The organism is Anaerobacterium chartisolvens (genome assembly GCF_003337415.1).
GTDB lineage: Bacteria > Bacillota > Clostridia > Acetivibrionales > DSM-27016 > Anaerobacterium > Anaerobacterium chartisolvens.
Genome location: NZ_QPJT01000004.1, coordinates 126,376 through 147,011, shown reverse-complemented (window position 1 = coordinate 147,011; position 20,636 = coordinate 126,376). Strand labels below are relative to the sequence as shown.

The 20,636-nt window shown below is 43.4% G+C and carries 18 protein-coding genes; 16 read left to right on the top strand and 2 right to left on the bottom strand.

Going from position 1 to position 20,636, the window contains the following annotated elements; all coding sequences use genetic code 11:
• Positions 1-2: 2 nt before the first annotated feature.
• The 8 genes from DFR58_RS04860 to queC all read left to right on the top strand — a co-directional run bounded on the left by DFR58_RS04860 (position 3) and on the right by queC (position 9,508).
• The gene (locus DFR58_RS04860) at positions 3-584 is read left to right on the top strand and encodes an MptD family putative ECF transporter S component (protein WP_114296686.1); all 582 of its coding nucleotides are present in this window, start codon (positions 3-5) and stop codon (positions 582-584) included.
• The gene (locus DFR58_RS04855; RefSeq protein ID WP_114296685.1) at positions 581-2,083 is read left to right on the top strand and encodes an ABC transporter ATP-binding protein; all 1,503 of its coding nucleotides are present in this window, start codon (positions 581-583) and stop codon (positions 2,081-2,083) included. Before DFR58_RS04860 ends, DFR58_RS04855 begins: the two co-directional genes overlap by 4 nt.
• Positions 2,073-2,786 carry an energy-coupling factor transporter transmembrane component T gene (locus tag DFR58_RS04850; RefSeq protein WP_114296684.1) on the top strand — a complete coding sequence of 238 codons (714 nt, stop codon included), beginning with the start codon at positions 2,073-2,075 and terminating at the stop codon, positions 2,784-2,786. The genes DFR58_RS04855 and DFR58_RS04850 overlap by 11 nt, the downstream gene beginning before the upstream one ends.
• A gap of 15 nt (positions 2,787-2,801) precedes the next feature.
• Complete coding sequence (locus DFR58_RS04845; protein WP_114296683.1) at positions 2,802-4,538, top strand: ABC transporter ATP-binding protein; 1,737 nt, start codon at positions 2,802-2,804, stop codon at positions 4,536-4,538.
• Entirely contained in the window at positions 4,532-6,274 is a 1,743-nt protein-coding gene (locus DFR58_RS04840) for an ABC transporter ATP-binding protein (protein ID WP_114296682.1), read from the top strand. Before DFR58_RS04845 ends, DFR58_RS04840 begins: the two co-directional genes overlap by 7 nt.
• Before the next feature lie 229 nt (positions 6,275-6,503).
• Positions 6,504-7,418, top strand: a complete 915-nt coding sequence (locus DFR58_RS04835) for a cell division protein ZapA (protein WP_114296681.1) — start codon at positions 6,504-6,506, stop codon at positions 7,416-7,418.
• A gap of 178 nt (positions 7,419-7,596) precedes the next feature.
• Positions 7,597-8,805, top strand: coding sequence for an NADP-dependent isocitrate dehydrogenase (locus DFR58_RS04830; RefSeq protein ID WP_114296680.1), 1,209 nt, complete (start codon positions 7,597-7,599; stop codon positions 8,803-8,805).
• Positions 8,806-8,833: 28 nt separating this feature from the next.
• A complete protein-coding gene (queC, locus tag DFR58_RS04825; RefSeq protein ID WP_114296679.1) occupies positions 8,834-9,508 on the top strand; it encodes a 7-cyano-7-deazaguanine synthase QueC in 675 nt (224 codons plus the stop codon).
• Between the two features lie 144 nt (positions 9,509-9,652).
• Here the strand turns inward: queC and DFR58_RS04820 are convergent, their stop codons facing one another.
• Together DFR58_RS04820 and DFR58_RS04815 are read right to left on the bottom strand one after the other, a co-directional pair.
• The gene (locus DFR58_RS04820; protein ID WP_114296678.1) at positions 9,653-10,189 is read right to left on the bottom strand and encodes a DUF2812 domain-containing protein; all 537 of its coding nucleotides are present in this window, start codon (positions 10,187-10,189) and stop codon (positions 9,653-9,655) included.
• 1 nt (position 10,190) lies between these two features.
• Complete coding sequence (locus DFR58_RS04815; protein WP_114296677.1) at positions 10,191-10,508, bottom strand: PadR family transcriptional regulator; 318 nt, start codon at positions 10,506-10,508, stop codon at positions 10,191-10,193.
• 276 nt (positions 10,509-10,784) lie between these two features.
• Here DFR58_RS04815 and DFR58_RS04810 point away from each other — a divergent pair, with 276 nt between their 5' ends.
• The 8 genes from DFR58_RS04810 to DFR58_RS04775 all read left to right on the top strand — a co-directional run bounded on the left by DFR58_RS04810 (position 10,785) and on the right by DFR58_RS04775 (position 20,593).
• Positions 10,785-11,234 (top strand): FHA domain-containing protein, encoded by a 450-nt coding sequence (locus DFR58_RS04810; RefSeq protein WP_114296676.1) that lies wholly within the window; start codon positions 10,785-10,787, stop codon positions 11,232-11,234.
• A gap of 36 nt (positions 11,235-11,270) precedes the next feature.
• Entirely contained in the window at positions 11,271-12,545 is a 1,275-nt protein-coding gene (locus DFR58_RS04805; RefSeq protein ID WP_114296675.1) for an FtsW/RodA/SpoVE family cell cycle protein, read from the top strand.
• On the top strand, positions 12,532-13,941 hold the full coding sequence (locus tag DFR58_RS04800) for a peptidoglycan D,D-transpeptidase FtsI family protein (protein ID WP_114296674.1): 1,410 nt from the start codon (positions 12,532-12,534) through the stop codon (positions 13,939-13,941). The genes DFR58_RS04805 and DFR58_RS04800 overlap by 14 nt, the downstream gene beginning before the upstream one ends.
• Before the next feature lie 197 nt (positions 13,942-14,138).
• A complete protein-coding gene (locus DFR58_RS04795; protein ID WP_341457384.1) occupies positions 14,139-15,296 on the top strand; it encodes an acetylornithine/succinylornithine family transaminase in 1,158 nt (385 codons plus the stop codon).
• A gap of 260 nt (positions 15,297-15,556) precedes the next feature.
• Positions 15,557-15,844: a zinc-ribbon domain containing protein gene (locus DFR58_RS04790; RefSeq protein WP_114296672.1), complete on the top strand. Its 288-nt coding sequence runs from the start codon at positions 15,557-15,559 to the stop codon at positions 15,842-15,844.
• Positions 15,845-16,738: 894 nt separating this feature from the next.
• Entirely contained in the window at positions 16,739-17,269 is a 531-nt protein-coding gene (hpf, locus tag DFR58_RS04785; protein ID WP_114296671.1) for a ribosome hibernation-promoting factor, HPF/YfiA family, read from the top strand.
• Between the two features lie 264 nt (positions 17,270-17,533).
• Positions 17,534-19,687 carry a DNA helicase RecQ gene (gene recQ / locus DFR58_RS04780; RefSeq protein ID WP_242987398.1) on the top strand — a complete coding sequence of 718 codons (2,154 nt, stop codon included), beginning with the start codon at positions 17,534-17,536 and terminating at the stop codon, positions 19,685-19,687.
• 45 nt (positions 19,688-19,732) lie between these two features.
• Complete coding sequence (locus DFR58_RS04775; protein WP_114296670.1) at positions 19,733-20,593, top strand: nitroreductase family protein; 861 nt, start codon at positions 19,733-19,735, stop codon at positions 20,591-20,593.
• The last annotated feature ends 43 nt before the right edge of the window (positions 20,594-20,636 follow it).

Sequence of the window (20,636 nt, the reverse complement as noted above, 5' to 3'; positions counted from 1 at the left end):
TTATGAGAAAATTAACTTCAAAGGATCTTATTACAATCGGAATATTCAATGCCGTAGCAATTGTGTTGTATTTGTTTGTGGGAGTTATAACCATGCCTGTACCTATTTTACATTCTTTTGCATCTCAGCCCATCGCCGCATTGCTTAATGGGGCTGTATTTATGCTTTTAGCGCAGAAAACCGGGAAAAGGGGGATGTTTTTTATTTCGGGAATACTGCACGGAATTGTCTTTTCGATGCTCATGGGACTGTATGCCACATTGATACTGGCACCTGCGGCAGGGCTGCTGGCGGATATAATATGCGGTGATTTTAAATCGAAATGGAGGACAGTAATTTCTTATACGCTTCTTATGCTGGGGCTGTACTACGGTCAGGTTTTCTTCTTTTTCTTCTTTACAGACTGGTTTATGTCCTTCTTTGAGGGGAATGCTCTGGCACATAAACAGAGCGCGGCTGAAAGAATGACGGGAATGGTGTTTTTGGTAACAACCGCAGCTATGCTGGCAACCGGAATTATAGGAGGGTATATAGGAACAAGGGTGTTTAAAAAGCATTTCGAGAAAGCGGGTGTTGCAGGATGATAACATTTAAGGATGTAAGCTTTAAGGCAGCAGGCTGTGAGGACTATATACTGAGAAACATCAACTTAAAAATTCAGGAAGGGTCGTGTGTTGTATTCACAGGGAAAAGCGGCTGTGGCAAAACAACGCTTACCAGATGCATAAACGGGCTGATTCCCGATGTTTATCCCGGCGAGATGTCGGGAGAGATGATAATTAACGGGACACCGGCAAGGGGAGCATTATTATGGAATTTTGAGCCTATATGCGGCTCTGTATTTCAGGACCCCCGCTCCCAGTTCTTTACCACAAACACCACCAGTGAGGTGGCATTCGCAATGGAGAACTACGGTGTATGTACACATGAGATAAACAGGCGAATAGATGAGGTAATGACCCGGATGGATATTGATAATTTAAGGGGCAGAAGCGTGTTTAAGCTGTCGAGCGGAGAAAAGCAGAAAGTAGCCCTGGCTTCCGCTGTAGCCTTAAAGCCCAAGGTGCTTGTACTGGATGAGCCAAGCTCGAACCTTGATATACAGTCCACACTTGCGTTGGGAGGTATGATAAAAAGGCTTAAGGCGGAGGGCTATACAATAATTGTTTCAGAGCACCGGCTATACTATTTAAGGGATGTTGCCGACAAAATCATATATATTGACAAAGGGAAAATAGAATGGGAGGCGGCAAGAGAGGAAATATCGAAGCTTACACCCGCACGGCTTGCGGCGCACGGCTTAAGGTCGCTGAAGCTTAAGGACTTCGCACGGAAGGGCAGTGCGGATAACCGTGCGGATAACCGTGCAAATTTACCCTCGGAAGTCAGGCTAGATGTTTCGGGGGTTGCGTTTAAATACGGCAGGGGAGCTCAATTGTTAAAAAATATAACGTTTTCAGCTTTAGGAGGCGAGATAATAGGAATTATAGGCGCAAACGGCAAGGGGAAGACAACGCTTTTAAGAGTGCTGTCAGGACTTATGGAGCCTCAGGCAGGAAGCATCAGTATGAATGGGGTACCGCTGCCGGCAAAAAAACGCATCAAAGCATCGTATTTTGTTATGCAGGACGCCGATTACCAACTGTATGCGGAGAGCGTATCAGAGGAGGTAACGCTTGGGTGTCCGCACAGCGAGCTGCTTGAAAGAAAAAGAGACACCATACTGTCAAATATGGGTATTAAAATGCTTGAAAGCAGGCATCCGGGTTCATTGTCAGGAGGGCAGAAGCAGAGAGTGGTAATTGCAGCCATGCTTGTAAAGGATGTTGCTGTATTGCTTTTAGATGAGCCTACCAGCGGACTGGATTATGAGAGTATGAAAATGGTGAGCGGGATTCTTAAGCTCCAATCTCAGCAAGGGAAAATTATCTGTATCATATCTCATGACTATGAATTTTTAAATGAAACCTGCACGCGTATTCTGCATTTGGATAATGGTGAGGTTGTAAAGGATTTTAATATGTCGGAGGACAACTGCCTGCATTCAATTCTTTTTCAGGAGGAAGGACGTTATGTATGCTGATATCCGGAATACAGAATACCATCCTCTGGTGAAATTCATACTGATTGTTGTGATCTCAGGCACGGCTTTTACAACGACGTCTTACGCCGTATCTCTCATTCCCTGTGTTATATTTGCCCTGCTGCTGTGCTTTATGAAAAATTACCGCCTTGGTATGGGAATGCTGGCAGCGTCATTGCTGCTGTGTGCGGCGCAAGCACTTGCGGAGAGTAGTCCAAATGAATACGTCGCAACACTGGGTCAGGTGCTTGAGGCGTTCCGCAAAATACTGACAATGGTTATGGGAGCGGTGATTTTTTATGGCACCACAGAGACGACGGATCTTATAAAGGCTCTTGAGCGTATCCGCATTCCAAGATGTGTGGTAGTGCCTCTGGCTGTAACTCTGCGCTTTATTCCCACTATTCAGTCGGAGTTTTCGGCAATAAGAGACGCAATGAATATACGGGGTATACCCATAGGAGCTAAAGGCTTCCTTACGCATCCGTTAAAGCAGACGGAGTATATGCTTGTTCCGCTTTTAATGCGCAGCGCGCGTATTGCTGATGAGCTGTCGGCCTCATGCATTACCAGAGGCATTAATTCTGCCCGCGCTAAAACGTCATATAAAAGCATCACTGTGTCTGCACGGGATTATATGCTCATTGCGGCGGGTGCCGCAGTATGTGCGGCAATAGTAATCATAGACTCTGCATTACGTTAGGAGGATTTGTATTAAATGAAAAACGATATTTCTCTTCTGTCTGCCAAGGATATGAGAAGAAGCATTCTGGCGGCGCTCATCACTGCCGCAAGCGTTATTTGCGGAATCATACCCTTTTTTAATCTTCTTTCAATACTTGAAATGCTGGCGAGCAGGCAGCCCTTTGACAGGATAGCTGTGCAGTGTATAATAATAGCCGCGTTGCTTATTGCCAAGTCGGTTTTTTATGGGCTTGGGATAGCTGTCTCGCACAGGGTCGCCTTTTCTACGCTGATAGATATAAGGAAAAGAATTATTTCTCACATGGAGCGTTTATCGCTGTCGGATATTGCGGGACAAAAATCAGGAAGCTTTGCTCAGGTAGTCGACAACGAGGTCGAACAGGTTGAGGTCTTTATTGCTCATGCGCTTCCCGAATTGCTGGTTGCATCCATAATACCTGTTGCCGTGCTTGCATTTATGTATACCGTGTGCTGGCAGTTCGCGCTTATATTGACAATACAAATACCTGTTCTTATTGTGTTCATGATGCTGTTTATGAAACGCTACAGCAGCAAGTTTGAAGAGCTGACTCAAAGAACGGGAAAAATGACTGCCGATTTGCTGGAATATATAGAAGGGATTCGTGTAATAAAGGTTTTTAATACAGGGAGGGGTAAAACCAACGAAATATTGCAAAGGATGAAGGACTATATATCATGGGTGAAAAAAGTAAGCACCGTCATGACCTTCTCTAAGTTTATACAAAGCTGTATTATAAGCAGCGGAGTGTTTTTGACGGCGGCCATAGGAACAGGCTTTCTCATAGAAGGAAGCATAGAATATAAGGACTTTGTGATAAGCATTATATTTGCGGGCTTTTTTGGAGAGTCGCTTGGAAAGCTGCTGACTTACACCTTTAAGGTTATGAAGTTTAATTCTTCACGAAAGGCTATTTTATCTGTTCTTTCAATACCTGTAAGGGACAGAAGCGAGAAGGCGGCAAAAGCAATGCCGGGGGATATAGAGTTTTCAGGGGTATCCTTTGCCTATGCTGATTCTGCCGCAGTAAGCGACATCTCGCTCACAGCCCGGTCAAATGCTTCTACGGCACTGGTAGGGGCCTCGGGGTCAGGCAAAACGACAATAGGTAAGCTGATAAACGGCTTCCTTCTGCCTGACAGCGGAAAAGTCTCAATAGACGGAGTTCCAACCTGTAATATCTCTGAGGCTTCAATTGCAGAGCTTGTTTCATATGTACAGCAGGATGCATTTATGTTTAATACCTCAATTTACGAAAATATTTTAATAGGAAATCCCGAGGCTAAGCGCGATAAGGTATATGACGCTGCTAAAAAAGCCCAGATTCATAACTTTATTATGTCTCTTCCGGACAGGTACGATACACAGGCGGGAGAGGGAGGCTGCCGGTTGTCCGGCGGTGAAAAGCAGAGAATTTCACTTGCCAGGATGATACTTAAGAATGCGCCGGTCATAGTGCTTGATGAAGCCACCGCAGCTATAGACGCTCAAAACGAGCAGGCTGTCCATAGAGCAATTGAAGCTGTAAGCAAGGGCAAAACCACAATAACTATCACGCACAGAATGAATACAATATCTGACGCTGATAACATTATTGTTGTGGAAAACGGAAGGATTGCGGATCAGGGAGGACATAGGGAGCTGATTTCACGGTGTGATCTGTATAAAAGGCTTATGGATGCCCAGTATGCCGTGGAAAATTGGACTGTAAAGGAGGAAGAGGTATGCTGAAGCTTCTGTTTAATCTCGACAAAATGGAAATAAGAAAGATGATCGGTGCCTCAGTATGCTTTGCTGTTTCTTCGCTATGCGGAGCGGCGGCAATTCTGACGGCTCTGCATATGATATTCGGGGCTGTTAGAGGGACGGTTGACAATGGTACCGTTAAGCCTTATATTGCAGCGGTAGGACTGCTGCTGCTGTCTCAGGCTGCTGCCGCCGCTTTGGGGGACTGGCTTAACCACAGTGCCGGCTTTTCACTTGTCAAAAGGCTGCGCCAATCCATAACCCTTAAGCTTCAGCAGTTTTCCATGGCTTTTTACACAAGGGAGCAGCTTGCGGAGGTAAGCTCGGTAATCCATAAGGATGTGGATACAATGGAAATGGTAATAGCTCATCTGTGGTCGAGAATGTTTGCAAGTATAGCTGTTTCCGCTGTGCTCGGCGCGTATCTTTTTACAATGGAGTGGAGGCTGGGGGCTGCAATGGCGCTATGTATTCCGATAGCATTAATTGTCCTCGCTTCGGGAACAAGGAAGCGGCAAAAGGCGCACGCCTCTAATCTTTCAGATAATACCGAAATGCTTGGGCTTTTTCTGGAATTTACCAAGGGGATGCCAATACTCAAATCATATAAAAAAAATGCCTCCCTGCAAAGACGGTTGGATTCTTCGGTTAAGAAGTTCGGAATCAGCAGCACAAGGCTTGCAAACTCTATAGCCGTGGTATCGGGACATTATTTTGTCTGGTTGGAAATATCATTTGCTGTAGTTGTGACTTTCGGCGCATATATAGTTCTTGGAGGAGCGCTGACTCCTGAAGAATATATAATTTTTGCAATACTAAGCAAGGAATTCATAAAACCCTTTGCATCAGCTGAATCGTATTATGTCAATTATATAATGGTTAAGAGCAGCTACGACAGGATAAGGAGAATAACAGATTCTCCGGTGCTTACTGATAACGGCACGGGAGAATTTCCCCAAAGCAGCAGCATAAGCTTTGAGGAAGTAAGCTTTTCATATAAGGAGGATAAAAAGGAAAGATTTGAAATATCGTCAATAAGCCTGACGGTGCCTCACGGCACGATGACGGCATTGGTTGGGCCTTCCGGGTCAGGCAAAACGACTATGACAAATCTACTGCTCAGATTTTATGATCCCCACGGAGGAAGCATACGGATTGGGGGCATCGACATAAGAGATATACGCTATAATACTCTTCTTACAAATATTGCAGTTGTTATGCAGGATGTTTTTATTTTTTCAGGAACCATTTATGAGAATTTGCTTATGGGAAATGAGGCTGCTTCACGCGAACAGGCGGAAGAAGCTGCAAGACAGGCAATGATCCATGACGAAATAATGGAAATGCCTAAAGGATATGATACAATTGTAGGAGAACGCGGAACAGGCCTCTCCGGCGGACAGAAGCAGAGGCTTTCTATCGCGAGAGCTTTTTTAAAGGGAGCTGAAATTATTGTTCTTGACGAGGCGACCAGCAATGTTGATCCTATAAATGAACAAAAAATACAGAAGGCAATATCAAATCTTGCAAAAAACCGAACGGTGCTTATCGTTGCCCATCATTTAAGGGCTATAAAAAATGTTGATCAAATCGTGGTTATGGAAAAGGGGAAAATAGCAGAGGTGGGAAGGCATAGCGAGCTGCTTGACAGCAAGGGGCTGTATTGTACTCTGTGGAATGCACAAAACAAGCCTAATAGCAGAAAAAGAAATGCGGGGTAAATAGTACCTGCTAAAATTATAGAAAGGCCCTGTGCGGAATCTGTTCCAACAGATATCACATTGGGCTTTTGATTTTTATGTGCCTGTTTAGGGATATATTTATTTTCAAGCTTAAAATATTGCCTTCCTCTATCCCTCCTTAATATGCTAAAATAAGGTTAGGCTAAAAATTAAATTTGATATATATTGACGAAGCATTCCATTCTTTTAGAGGTGAGGAGAGCCGGTAATGATACGGAAAAATAAAGCGGAGGTTTGTATATACGGAAGCAATTACACTGTTGTGGGAACTGAATCGGAGGAATATTTACATAAGGTTTCTACATATATTGATAAAAAGATGAAGGACATCGCCCAGTCAAAGAGTGCCTTGAGTACTTCGATGGTGGCGGTGCTTGCCGCTATCAATATTGCCGATGATTATTTTAAAAATATTGCTGAGGCAGATAAGTCAAAGCAGGAGCTTCAAAAGCATTCTAAGGAGATTGAGAGACTCAAGGGTGAATTCCTGCGCAAGGAAATGGAGCTGCGTAAGGAAGCGGAGAATATGAAAGCCGGCGTGGAGGAGAAAAAGGCTTTAGCTGTTGAAATGGAGCGTCTCCGGGAGAAATTCAGCCATAAGGAAAATGAATTAAGAAGCGACATAGAAAGGCTGGAGGCGGAATGTCGGGAAAGAATTGAACAGGTACAGGAGTCAGAACGGCTGAAGCGAGAGGCGGATGAAAGAGGGGAGACTCTTGCCAAGCAGCTTTACGATTTAGAGAGCAGATACAGGCAGATGGAAGAGAAGCTACAGCAGGGCGGTGAAAGCATCAGAAAGAAGTATGAAAATCAGGCGGAGGAATTGGAGCGCGAGCTTTATGACAGCAGGCTAAAATATGATGAATTGGAAGCAAGGCTTACGGAAGAGAACAGAATGCTCAGGCAGCAGCAGGAGGAGGACAGGCTGGAAGAAATAAGGGAGCGGGAGAGGGCGGCAAAAGAGGCGGAGGAAAAGCAGGAGGCGCTTTTAAAAGAGCTGGAGCATTTAAAGAGCGAATACAGCCAGATGGAGGAGCTTCTGTTTGAAGAATGCGGAAGGCTGAAGTCAGAGCACCAGAGGAGAGAGGAAGAGCTGCTCAAAAGAATTGAGGCGCTTGCATAAAAAGATTAATGGCTAATATTTTTAAAAAAGCTTTTTTTAGGTGATTATAAATTTATAAAATCTTGATTAAAGACAAGTTTTATTTTACAATAATATATGTTTCAAGTTGATATTATGGAGTTGCACATCAATGTTAAAAGATTCACAAATATATTTATATAGTTAAGGAGAAAAGGCTATGACGAAAATTAAAATGAATGTCCCTCTGGTGGAGATGGACGGAGACGAGATGACCAGAATTATCTGGAAGATGATAAAGGATATACTTCTTCTGCCCTACATAGACCTGAAAACGGAGTACTATGATCTGGGACTTGAGTACAGGGATAAAACTGATGATCAGGTTACTGTAGACGCGGCTGTGGCTACAAAAAAATACGGTGTCGCCGTAAAATGCGCCACAATCACACCCAATGCGCAGAGGGTAGAGGAATATAAGCTCAAGCAGATGTGGAAAAGCCCCAATGGTACTATAAGAGCTATTCTGGACGGCACTGTTTTCCGTGCCCCCATTGTTGTAGACAGCATAAAGCCGTCGGTTAAGACATGGACAAAGCCTATTACCATTGCCAGACATGCGTACGGAGATGTATACAGGGATGTTGAATACAGGCTTGAGGGCCCGGGAAAGGCCGAGCTTGTGTTTACCTCTGAGAACGGAGAGGTGGTAAGGCAGACAATACATGATTTCAAGGGCGCGGGTATTATTCTGGGAATGCACAATATTGATGATTCAATACAGAGCTTTGCAAGAGCGTGCTTTAACTATGCCCTTGATGTTAAGCAGGATCTGTGGTTTGCCACAAAGGACACCATTTCAAAGAAGTATGATCATACCTTTAAGGACATATTTCAGGAGATCTTTGATGCTGAGTACCAGAAGAGGTTTGCCGATGCGGGGATTGAATATTTTTATACCCTTATAGATGATGCGGTAGCCCGTGTAATAAGGTCTGAGGGCGGCTTTATATGGGCCTGCAAGAACTATGACGGAGATGTTATGTCGGATATGGTTGCTACTGCCTTCGGCAGTCTGGCAATGATGACGTCGGTGCTTGTTTCCCCCGAGGGCTACTACGAGTATGAGGCAGCACACGGCACTGTCACAAGGCATTACTACCAGCACCTTAAGGGTATGGAGACCTCCACAAATGCAATGGCTACACTGTTTGCATGGACGGGAGCGTTGCGCAAGCGTGCCGAGATGGACGGAATAGCTGAGCTGGCTGATTTTGCCGGCAAGCTGGAGGCTGCGTCAATAAAGACAATAGAGGAGGGCACAATGACAAAGGATCTTGCCCTGCTTTCGGAGGTGTCCGACAAGAAGGTTGTAAACACCGAGGATTTTCTTAAGGAAATTAAGGTGCGCTTAGACGCCATGCTGTAATTCGTACCTGTTAAGGAGAGTATGTACAATGAAAAAAGCAATTGTTTTGTTATCGGGAGGTATGGATTCCACTACCGTTTTATATATTGCAAAGGCTGAAGGGTATGAGGTATATGCACTGTCCTTCAACTATGGGCAGAGGCACAAAAAGGAGCTCGACTGTGCGCGGAGGATCGCGGACAGGGCGGGGGTGCAGGAGCATATAATAGTAAAAACCAATATGAATGCATGGGGGGGCTCAGCCCTTACGGATGATAAAATTGACGTCCCGGACAGGGATGAGAGCAGCCTGGATATTCCCATTACTTATGTCCCGGCAAGAAACATGATTTTTCTTTCTTATGCCGCGTCCTATGCGGAGGCTGTCGGGGCGCAGGATATTTTCATAGGGGTGAGTGAGGTTGACTACTCCGGCTATGTTGACTGCAGGCAGGAATTTATAGATGCAATGGAAAATGCAATCAACATGGGAACTGTGTGTGCTGTTGAAAAAGGGAAAAGGATAAAAATACAGGCGCCTCTTGTACACATGAAAAAGGCGGATGAAATAAAGCTGGGTGTGTCTCTTGGGGTGGATTACGGACTTACATGGACATGCTACAGGGGAGAAGAGGAGGCGTGCGGAACCTGCGACAGCTGCGTGCTGCGCCTGAAAGCCTTTGAAGAGGCGCGGTTGCGGGATGAGGTAAGGTATAAGGCCTAGAGTATAGATAAAAACCATTCAAATCCCCCGCGCATTATATTGTCTCCCCCTTCGTACGGACAGGCCCCTGTGCCTGTCCGCCTCTCGTTTGCGGGCGGGCACGGGGGAACACCTTCGGGCGGGCACAGGAGCCCGCCCCTACTGCTATCTTTCGATGCTTTGCTGTATTTTTGCTACAACCCTCCACAGGTAATATGAGACGGTGCCAAGAAATACCGCTTGCAGCACAAGCTCGGGGATACCGCCTGTTTTCCCAAAATATATCTTTATTCCTATGCCTGCGAGGGTTCCCAGAGTTCCTGCAAGAAGGAGTATCATACAGGCGGCCACGGCATTCCGGGTTCTTTTATTCCTTTTTATTATGCTTTCTTTATCAGTGAAGGATTCAGGGCGAACGCCTTCATACTCCTTTCTCCAGACGAAGCAGCTTGACATCTTGCCCACCAGCTCCCAGCCGAACTGCTTGTATATATCTATATAGTCTTTGCGGGGGAAAGCGTTTAAATCAAATACATACCTGTATTTTTTCGGTGAGGTTTTATTAAAGGTCATTTTTATTGAACTGAACTGCCCTATTTTGTTAACATTCCAGCCCTCTGAAGCAAGCTTTTCCATCCAGCTCTCGTAATCGGCGGGAACAACGTTTCTGAAAAGTGCAAACCAAACTGTTTTTTTATCCATGCTATACCAACTCCTTTGCTATCAGATATAATTCGCAAATTCTTACAGCTTCTAAGCGCAGGATTTCCCTGCCTGAGTCTGTGATAATATACTCTTTTTTTCTTTCATACTCTTTTGTGGGGATTATAAGACCGTCCTGTTCCAGTTTTGATATACTTTGATATATAGTCCCTGCCCCAAGAATAATCCTTCCGTTTGTCAGCTTTTGAACATACTGCATGATTCCGTAGCCGTGCCTCTCTTCATTCAGAGATGACAGAATATAGAACATTGTCTCACTCATAGGTATAAAGCGTTTTTTTAATTTATCAATGCTCATAAGCAATCCTTCCTTATAGCGTTTTGTGATATATCACGGTGCGATATATACAGTATATCACGATGTGATATACTGCGTCAAGAAATTTTTTAAAGGCGTTAAAGGAGTATGAGGGCTCTAAGCTAAAAGTCATATAAATAGTGATGTAAATATGCCTTCCCTTATTGTTGTTTAAACAAAGTTTAGAAATACCTCTTTTAAATTGTGGTAAAATATAATAGGTGTTTCCGTGCAGTGCCGCCAGACAAAAATCAGAGCTGAAAAGGAGGCTTGCTTATGCCGGTCATAGTATCCACAATTTTGAAATACGTGTTTGTTGTTATAATATATCTTTTCATATTTGGTGTGATACGCCTGATCTACCTTGATATAAACTCCATAAACCGCAAGGGAACCGGGGGCAAGGGACATTATCCCTATATTAAGCTTATTAACATAAGAGAAAATTTAGGGTTTAAGGTGGACGAGACATACCATATTGACAAGGATATTGAAATAGGGCGTTTGAACAAAAACGGTATTGTAATAAATGATCCGTACATATCGTCAAGACATGCAAGGTTTATAGTGAGAGATGGGAAATACTACATTGAGGATCAGGGGAGCACAAACGGAACTTTGGTAAATGGAATGGCCGCAGGAAGGCAGGAGACATGCCTTAATGACGGAGACAAAATCCATATGGGGCAGTTGGATTTCCTTTTTGTGGACAGGCCCCATGTGTAGCCCTTTATACAAAACATTTTGCCGGGAGGTAAAAAAATGACACGTCTTATAAGCTGGAGACAGCCCTTGGGAATTCTCATACTGGCGGATGCCGTTATCTTTTCTATGCTGTACCTGCATAAGCAGCCATATGACTATGCCTTAATACCGATAGGACTTATAATTGTCTCGTTGATATGTGCTTCATATCTTATTATAATAAGAAAGGGACTTGGAGACCAGTATCTGTTTCTTGTTGTGGGAATGCTTGCAAGCATAGGCTTTGCAATGATTTTCCGCCTTGACAGGGCATACGGTATTAAGCAGGCCGTCTGGCTCACTGCGGGAGTGATACTGTTTTTCCTCAGCTATTGGATTTATATAAAAATTCAGATGTGGGACAGGCTTCTGTTCTACTATATGTCTTGCTCCGTACTGTTATTTTCCGCAACGCTGATTTTAGGCAAAAATATTAAAGGGGCTACTAACTGGATAGTCATAGGAAACCACACCTTTCAGCCCTCCGAGATTATCAAAATACTTTTTATATTCTCGCTTGCGTGCTTTTTTAAAGGGTCACAGCAGTTTATACATAATAACTGCCGTATAGAATTAAATTGGCACCGAACAGTCAAAAGAGCGGCAATAGCCTTAATGGCATATACATTCATAGGCTTTCTCATACTGCAGAGAGACTGGGGCTCGGCCATGCTGTTTTTTATGATATATTTTGTCATGCTGTATATATTTGACGGCGGCTGGAGATTTCTTGCCTTAAATGCAGGAGCTGCCTTTATAGGGGCGGTTGGAGGCTTTATGATGCTTTACCATATACGTGTCAGGGTGGACACATGGCTAAACCCGTGGCCTCATATAGCCGACAAGGGCTACCAGATTACCCAGTCGCTGTTTGCAATAGCTGCGGGCGGCTTTTTTGGCACAGGTCTGGGAATGGGGAAACCGGAATTCATACCTGAGGTAAGCACCGACTTTATTTTTTCGGCTATATGTGAGGAGATGGGAATTCTAGGAGGGGTTGCGGTTGTGCTTTTATATTTCATATTGGCGTACAGGGGCTTTAAAATTGCTCTTACCGTAAAGGATATTTTCAAAAAGGCCGTTGCGCTTGGCATAACCTCTATGTTCGGGTTCCAGACCTTTATAATAATAGGCGGAGTGATAAAGCTTATTCCGTTAACGGGAATAACGCTTCCATTTATAAGCTATGGAGGAAGCTCACTGACAGCGAGCTTTATAGCCCTCGGAATACTTCAGGCTATTTCAGCGGGGGATTATGGAGAAACGGAGGAGCAGGCCGGTGAAGGAGAATAAAAGGATAGTCCACATGCTAATTGCCGTGTGTATACTGTTTCTAAGCCTTGTGGTGTATTTGACGTATTTTGAGCTGTTCTGGAAGAACAGCATTGCTTCCAATTCATATAACCGCAGGCAGTGGGACAGGGAGGAAAGGGTTATAAGGGGAAGCATATCAGACAGAAACGGTACTGTGCTGGCTAAAAGTGAGAAGCAGAAGGAGGGGCAGCAAAGGATATACCCCTTCGGAAATTTATACAGCCATATAATAGGCTATAACTCAAGGTCTTACGGAAGGACGCTTATTGAGGCTTCATATAATAACGAGCTTTTAGGACTGGGAGAATTGAGCTATGTCTTCGGAGGAGGCTTGGGGAAGGAGGGGGGATATGGGAATGACCTGTATCTCACTATCGATCACCGCCTTCAGGCTAAGGCCAAAGAGCTTCTTAAAGGAAAAAGAGGAGCCGTTGTCGCTATGGAGCCTAAGACGGGAGAGATACTCGCTATGTTCAGCAATCCGTCCTTTGACCCCAACAGCAAAAGCCTTTCCGAAAACTGGCAGGATCTGGTCGAGTCAGAGGAAAGCCCGTTTTTGCCCCGCGCAACACAGGGGCTTTATACCGCCGGATCGACCTTTAAGGTGGTTATAAGTGCTTCTGCAATAGAAAATGGGCTTGAGGAGCAGAAGTTTGAGGATAAGGGAACGATAACGATTGACGGAAAGGAATTCAAAAACTCAGGGGGAAGGTCCAACGGAACTATTAATCTGGAAAAGGCTCTTGCGGTGTCCAGCAACGTTGTATTTTCGCAGCTTGGGGTAACTCTGGGGGAAAGAAAGCTTAAGGATATAGCAGAAAGATTTGGAGTGGGAAAGGGTGTTGAGCTGGGAATACCCTTTAGCAAGGGATCTTTTTCATATAAGGATATGAGCAAGGCGGACATGGCCGCCGTGGGAATAGGGCAGGGAAAGATTCTGGTTACCCCTCTGTATATGGCGATGATAACCTCATGCATAGCAAATGACGGTGAAATGATGAAGCCGTATCTGGTAAAAAGAGAGGAATCCCACGAGGGAAGGGAGATAAAGGAATGGAAGCCTGAAGTTCTGTATAATGTCATATCCAAAGATACATCGGATAAGCTTAAAGAGATGATGAGGAAGGCTGTGGCATCGGGCACCGGCAAAAACGCTTCAATAAAAGGGATCTCTGTTGCAGGCAAGACGGGGACTGCCGAAAATGAGCTGACACAGAAGGAAAAAAACAAGGAGCATAACTGGTTTATAGCGTTTGCTCCCGTAAAGGAGCCTCAAATAGCCGTGGCGGTAATTTTAGAATACAACGGCTCAACGGGAGGGGAGGCGGCGGCTCCTATAGCCAGAGAGCTTATAAGGACGTGGGTAAACAAGTAACAAAAATTTCTTCCATCAAATTATATCCTCCATGTAAAATCTTTATCGCCACATATATATTTAGAGTATAACAGCATTATATAAATGTGTTATAATAACAAAAGGGAAATATTTGTTGAAGGAATGGTGATTTATATATGTCATGTGATTGTTATATCGACTCCGTGGAATTGATAAAGAAAGCGGAAAAATCTTTAATGTATGTTACTAATCGTCCGGATATCATTTTTACAAAAGGTAAGGGTTCATATCTATGGGATAGCAATTGCAACAAATACCTCGATATGATAGCTGGCTGGGCTGTGTGCTGTTTAGGGCATTCCCCCGAAGTAATGGTCGAGGCTTTGACAAGTCAAGCCAAATTACTGATAAACCCAAGCCCTTCTTTTTATAATGAGCCCGCAATAGAGTTTGCAGATTTGCTTACAAAAATCTCCTGCATGGATAAGGTTTTTTTCATTAATTCCGGGGCAGAAGCGAACGAGGGTGCTATCAAACTAGCTAGAAAATATGGGCAAAAGTATATGAACGGAGCTTTTGAAATTATTACCGCTTGGAACAGCTTCCATGGAAGGACCTTAGCCACAATGGCGGCTTCCGGCAAAAAAATATGGGAGAACCTATACCAGCCCAGACCTCAGGGATTTACAAAGGTGCAATACAATGATATTGAGTCATTAAAGCAAGCAATTTCTAAAGATACTTGTGCTGTCATGCTTGAGCTTGTTCAAGGCGAGGGTGGCGTAATAGTAGCCGATAAGACTTATATTAAACAAGTAAGACAGCTTTGTGATGAAAATAATATTTTACTTATAATAGATGAAGTACAAACTGGATTAGGCAGGCTAGGCCATATGTTTGCGTATGAAGACTATGGAATTGAGCCTGACATAATAACACTTGCAAAGGGAATTGGAGGCGGATTCCCACTCTCAGCTCTTCTTGCAAAGGATGAGGTATGTTGTTTTGAAGCTGGGGATCAGGGCGGAACTTACAGTATGGCACCTTTAGGTGCGGCAGTAGGGAAAGCAGTGATTGAGGAGATTATTAATTCAGATTTGTGCAATAACGCAAAAAGGATTGGTGAATATTTTACTGAGCAGTTATATAAATTGATGGAGCGGCATAAAGTCATGAAGGAAGTGAGAGGAAGCGGGCTATTACTTGCAATTGGGCTGCATGAAGAAATTGCTAATCAAATAAAGGATGAATGCATGAACAATTTCTTGATTATTAATGCTCCAAATACAAAAACATTAAGGTTCATGCCGGCTTTAAATATTTCAACTGCTGAAGTTGACGAGACCATAAGCATTTTAAATAATGTTTTAAATAAAGTTTCTAAAATATCTTAAAAAGGGGTGCCGGAATGAGGTTAGAAAACCCCATTCCTGTTAAATATGCTTTAAAACAATTATCATTAATATAAATAAATTCATATAAATATGCGTCGGGGATTATTACAAATAAAATTTACAATAAAATGTATTAAACCATTGACAGTGGATATTTTTTGTAATATTATATAAATGCTTATGTTGTCGGTTGAATTAACCGGTTCTTGTACAATAATTTATGTATATACTTTGAGTATATTAAAGTGAGGCGACAAATTATGTTTGAAGACAAGATCCTTGTTTGTAAGGATTGTTCCAGAGAATTTGTTTTTACTGCCCGTGAGCAGGAGTTTTATGAGTCCAAAGGGTTTCAGAATGAGCCCTTAAGGTGCAAGGAATGCAGAGATCTTAAGAAATCTCAGTTCAACAGGGATTCTTCTGTCAAGAGAGAAAGGGAAATGTACGATGCCGTTTGCTCCGAATGTGGAAGAGAAACTAAGATTCCCTTTAAGCCTCATCTGGATAAGCCGGTTTATTGCAGTGAATGTTTTTCAAAACGCAAATAAATATCTGTAGTTGTCCTATATAAAGTACCAGCCTCGGATACATAATTGTATTCGGGGCTTATATTATGTGGATAACTTTTTTGGATTGCTGATTTGCATAATATTGGTAACCTGCGCTTTATGCCGAAATGGAATACAAGCTTATACAATATGCCTCAATCCCTTTGATTGCAAGAGATTTGGGATTTAGGCAGTATTTGTCGTAATGTGGGACAAATGTTTTAGAGTATACATAACGACAGAATTTTATTGATTAAAAATTAGTGCCATATCCACATGTCAAACAGGCTTAAATAAGTTATTCACAGGTTTATGCACATTATCCACAGGGATTATATTCACAAAACACACGTTTTGTGGGGTATGTGTGGATATGGCCTCCGAACAGTTGAAAAAAGAACCGTTGAGGGACAAGCAAATTTTTGTTAATACTATGTAAATTAATTATTAAGCTGTGAGCCAATAATCTTATTCTTTTTCTTATTATATGTGGCGATAAAGATTTTACATAGAGGATATAACTTGCCGGAAGAAATTTTTATTTGACCAATAAGGAATACCCCTAAGAAAAATGCCGAGTGACAAACCCAAGAGACTTTTCCCCGCGAGGCACTTTTTCGTTGCTATTAAAAATTTCTGCAGGCATTTGTATCATCTATGATTATAAAATCTTTATCGCATCCTATAATAGAAGGAGGATTTGTTTTGGAAATGTAGAATAATACTATAGTATGGATATTCTTAAATACCAAAGCTTCGAGCAGCAATATAAATTTTGTTTGAGCAGACATGCTTTGGGTAAGAATATTAATAATTCTTCATTAATGAAGTGCTGTAAGGCTCTTCTGACAAATTATCAACTCACTTTATGACGCGAAAGGGGCTGTGACATTTATGAAATTCATAGTTAGCGGTAAAAACATTGAGGTAACTGAGGCTTTAAAAGGAAGAGTAATGAAAAAGATGGGAAAGCTTGAAAAGTTTTTCAATCCCGATACAGAGGTACATGTTACCATGAGCGTTCAGAAAAGCAGACAGATTATAGAGGTTACCATCCCCTTTAATGGAGTAGTGCTTAGGGCTGAAGAAGCAAACGACGATATGTATGCTTCCATAGACAAGGCGATTGATGTGCTTGAGAGGCAGATAAGAAAAAATAAAACAAGGCTTGAGAAAAAGCTCCACGAGGATGCCTTTGCGGATGAAAATTTCTCAATTCCCGGGGATATACCCGAAGAGCATGAGTTTAAGATTCTCCGCTCCAAGAAGTTTGCATTTAAGCCCATGGTGGTTGAGGAGGCAATTCTTCAGATGAATTTGCTGGGTCATCAGTTTTTTATGTTTTCAAACGGAGAAACAAACAAGGTAAATGTTGTTTACAAGAGAAAGGACGGGAATTATGGGCTTATAGAGCCTGAATTCTAGTATTTTTTAACACAACAAACTTTTTGCTATATAGGACGCGATAAAGATTTTACAAACATAGAGGATATAATTGCTTACATCAAACTATATCCTCTATGTAAAATCTTTATCGCTACATAAGTATAACAATAAACATTGGTAAGTGAAAAGTGCCGCATAGTCAATTGATGCGGCACTTTTTATCATATATGCGGGTTGTAAACCATGTGTGCATTTGATACAATAAAAACAAATTTTTTATAGATCATGGAGCTTTTTGCAATTATGAAAGGAACATATTCTATGCCGCAAAACGAACTGGAGACACTGCACCAATATTTTGGGTATACGTCTTTTAGAAGAGGACAGGAGGAAATTATAAGGAGCATACTTGAAGGCAGGGATACTGTCGGTATAATGCCGACGGGGGGAGGCAAGTCGCTGTGCTACCAGATCCCTGCGCTCATGCTGCCGGGAGTGACTCTTGTCATTTCCCCTCTTATTTCCCTTATGAAGGATCAGGTTGACTCACTAAGCCAGTTAAAGGTGCCTTCCGCATACATAAACAGCTCCCTTGGCTGGAGTGATATTGAATACACCCTCTACCTTGCGTCTAAGGGAGAGTTTAAGCTTATATATATTGCGCCCGAAAGGCTTGAGTCGGAAAGCTTTATGAGTGTTTTAAAGGGCATGAATATTTCTCTTTTAGCTGTTGACGAGGCTCATTGCGTTTCCCAGTGGGGGCATGATTTCAGGCCAAGCTATCTTTCCATAGCAAAGCTTACCGAGAGGATGAATTCACGGCCTGTTATTGCCGCGTTTACAGCCACTGCAACCGAGCAGGTGAAGCAGGATATAATAGACCAGCTGTGGCTGTGCGACCCAAACACCTATGTAACGGGCTTTAACCGTGAAAACCTGTTTTTTTCGGTGGTAAGGGGGGAGGACAAGCTTCAGTATATTACCGATTATTTGAACTCCTGCGGGGAACAGCCGGGTATTATATACGCTGCCACGCGCAAGGAAGTGGACAAGATTTTTGAGCTTTTGTGCAAAAAGGGCTTTAAGGCAGGCAAATACCATGCCGGACTGAGCGATTCCGAAAGAAGCCGCACACAAAATGCATTTTCTTATGACGAAATACGTGTAATGGTTGCCACAAATGCTTTCGGCATGGGAATAGACAAATCTAATGTGCGATTTGTAATCCATTTCAATATGCCTAAAAATATGGAGGCCTATTATCAGGAGGCAGGCCGTGCGGGCCGTGACGGCGACCGGGCGGAGTGCATACTTTTATATGGCCCTTCAGATATACATATTCAGAAATTTTTAATAGAGCAGGGGACGCAATCCCCTGAAAGAAAGGCTGCCGAGTACTCCAAGCTGCAGGATATGGCCGATTACTGCCATACCTCCGTGTGCCTCAGGAAATATATTCTCGAGTATTTCGGAGAGGAGGCCGATAATGAATGCGGCAATTGCGGAAACTGCACGGATGAGAGCGAGCTGTCGGACATAACGACGGAGGTTCAGAAAATCCTTTCCTGCGTAAAGAGAATGGGAGAGCAATATGGAGCAAACCTGACGGCAAATGTTTTAAAGGGATCAAGCAATAAAAAGGTATTTCAATTGGGTTTTGAAAAGCTTTCTACATACGGAATAATGAGAGAGTATACCTTGAATGAGCTTGTCGGGCTCATTAATTTACTTGCCGCAGAGGAGTATTTGTATGTTGCCGAGGGGGCATATCCTGTTGTGAGGTTAGGAAGAAGGGCCCTGCCTGTCCTTAAGGGGCAGGAGAGGGTCATGAGGAAGCTCAGAAGAAAAGCGAAGCAAGAGCCGCAGACTGCCGACAGGGAGCTTTTCGAGCTTCTTAAGGCTCTGCGCAAGCAAATTGCATATGAGCAGAGTGTACCCCCGTATGTTATTTTTAATGACAGCACACTTAGGGAAATGAGTACAGTATATCCTGTTGACTATAGCTCTATGATGAGGATAAATGGGGTGGGACAGAGCAGGTTTGAAAAGTACGGGAATCAATTTATAGAGGCCATAGCGGGTTTTTGCGCACAAAAGGGGATTTCTCCCGCAGCAGCGGCGGTTTCAGACCCTGTCCGCAGGGCCTCGGCAGCGACCGGGACGGCGGCAAGCCATTTGCAGACCTACGAGTTATATTCACAGGGCAAAAGCCCGGAGGAAATAGCACAGCTTAGGGAGCTTACGCTAAAGACGGTAGAGGATCACATCATTCAATGCGGAAACGAGGGGAAGACTATTGAATGGGACAAATTTTTTACCTGCGAGCAGGAGGCACTGGTGCTTGATGCCGTTCGGCAGGCGGGTGTTCAAAGGCTAAGACCCATAAAGGATGTGCTTCCTTATGATATAAGCTATTTCATAATAAAGTCTGTGCTTTGCAAGAACAGGCTGCTATAAATAATTTCTAAAATTTGCCATATAATTTATGCAGGAGGTGTTTTTATGAGTAATGACGGAACTATCTTCAGCAGGCCGATTACAGAAATCATCAGAGACAGAATATCCGTGAGGACGTATTCAAATAAAGCCGTAACGGATGATACGGTACAAAAGCTGGACATATTTTTGAAGGAGCTGACAGCTTCCCAAACTGCGGGGCTGAGGCTTACATCAATCGCCGCATCTACGGGTATGCAGGGAGGGGCTTCAAGGCTTGGCACCTATGGCATGATAAGAGGAGCCTCACGGTTCATTGCCGCTGTTGTCGAAAAATCAAGCAACGATCTTGAACGGCTGGGATACCTTTTTGAAAAGGCCGTTTTGTATGCTACGTCAATGGGTTTGAGTACCTGCTGGTTGGGAGGAAGCTTTAATAAAGGGGATTTTTCAAAGGCGTTATCCATAAAAGAGAATGAGGAAATACCAATTGTGTCTCCGGTGGGATATGCAAAAGAGGGGCGGGACATTGTGGGATCGCTTGTGAGGTTTTCTGCAGGCTCCGCAAACAGAAAGGCATGGGACGAAATTTTCTTTTCGGGGAGCTTTGAAGGCAAGCTGAGCCGAAGGGATGCGGGAGACTACGGAGAGGCTCTTGAAATGATGAGGCTGGCTCCTTCCGCTTCAAACAAGCAGCCGTGGAGAGTGGTGGAGAGTGACGGAAAATATCATTTTTACTTAAGGCATACAAAGGGATATGGCAAAATGCTGGGCTATGATGTACAGAGGATTGACATGGGGATTGCCATGTGCCATTTTGAGATGACAGCGTCGGAAATGGGCCTTAAAGGCAGATGGAGCAGGGAGAACCCCAATATTTCCGGCGTACCTCAGGACACTGACTATATTATAAGCTGGGTAATTTAATTTGTTGCAGCATTATAGCAAATTTGCAAAGTGTAGTGCTTTA

Bases quoted from the DNA above. Each gene is read 5' to 3' on its own strand.
- DFR58_RS04820 (WP_114296678.1), bottom strand. From the start codon at position 10,189: ATGGATAAAAAAACAGTTTGGTTTGCACTTTTCAGAAACGTTGTTCCC.
- queC (WP_114296679.1), top strand. From the start codon at position 8,834: ATGAAAAAAGCAATTGTTTTGTTATCGGGAGGTATGGATTCCACTACC.
- DFR58_RS04775 (WP_114296670.1), top strand. From the start codon at position 19,733: ATGAGTAATGACGGAACTATCTTCAGCAGGCCGATTACAGAAATCATC.
- DFR58_RS04815 (WP_114296677.1), bottom strand. From the start codon at position 10,508: ATGAGCATTGATAAATTAAAAAAACGCTTTATACCTATGAGTGAGACA.
- DFR58_RS04845 (WP_114296683.1), top strand. From the start codon at position 2,802: ATGAAAAACGATATTTCTCTTCTGTCTGCCAAGGATATGAGAAGAAGC.
- DFR58_RS04790 (WP_114296672.1), top strand. From the start codon at position 15,557: ATGTTTGAAGACAAGATCCTTGTTTGTAAGGATTGTTCCAGAGAATTT.
- DFR58_RS04860 (WP_114296686.1), top strand. From the start codon at position 3: ATGAGAAAATTAACTTCAAAGGATCTTATTACAATCGGAATATTCAAT.
- DFR58_RS04835 (WP_114296681.1), top strand. From the start codon at position 6,504: ATGATACGGAAAAATAAAGCGGAGGTTTGTATATACGGAAGCAATTAC.
- recQ (WP_242987398.1), top strand. From the start codon at position 17,534: ATGAAAGGAACATATTCTATGCCGCAAAACGAACTGGAGACACTGCAC.
- DFR58_RS04855 (WP_114296685.1), top strand. From the start codon at position 581: ATGATAACATTTAAGGATGTAAGCTTTAAGGCAGCAGGCTGTGAGGAC.
- DFR58_RS04840 (WP_114296682.1), top strand. From the start codon at position 4,532: ATGCTGAAGCTTCTGTTTAATCTCGACAAAATGGAAATAAGAAAGATG.
- DFR58_RS04810 (WP_114296676.1), top strand. From the start codon at position 10,785: ATGCCGGTCATAGTATCCACAATTTTGAAATACGTGTTTGTTGTTATA.
- DFR58_RS04830 (WP_114296680.1), top strand. From the start codon at position 7,597: ATGACGAAAATTAAAATGAATGTCCCTCTGGTGGAGATGGACGGAGAC.
- DFR58_RS04805 (WP_114296675.1), top strand. From the start codon at position 11,271: ATGACACGTCTTATAAGCTGGAGACAGCCCTTGGGAATTCTCATACTG.
- DFR58_RS04795 (WP_341457384.1), top strand. From the start codon at position 14,139: ATGTATGTTACTAATCGTCCGGATATCATTTTTACAAAAGGTAAGGGT.
- DFR58_RS04850 (WP_114296684.1), top strand. From the start codon at position 2,073: ATGTATGCTGATATCCGGAATACAGAATACCATCCTCTGGTGAAATTC.
- hpf (WP_114296671.1), top strand. From the start codon at position 16,739: ATGAAATTCATAGTTAGCGGTAAAAACATTGAGGTAACTGAGGCTTTA.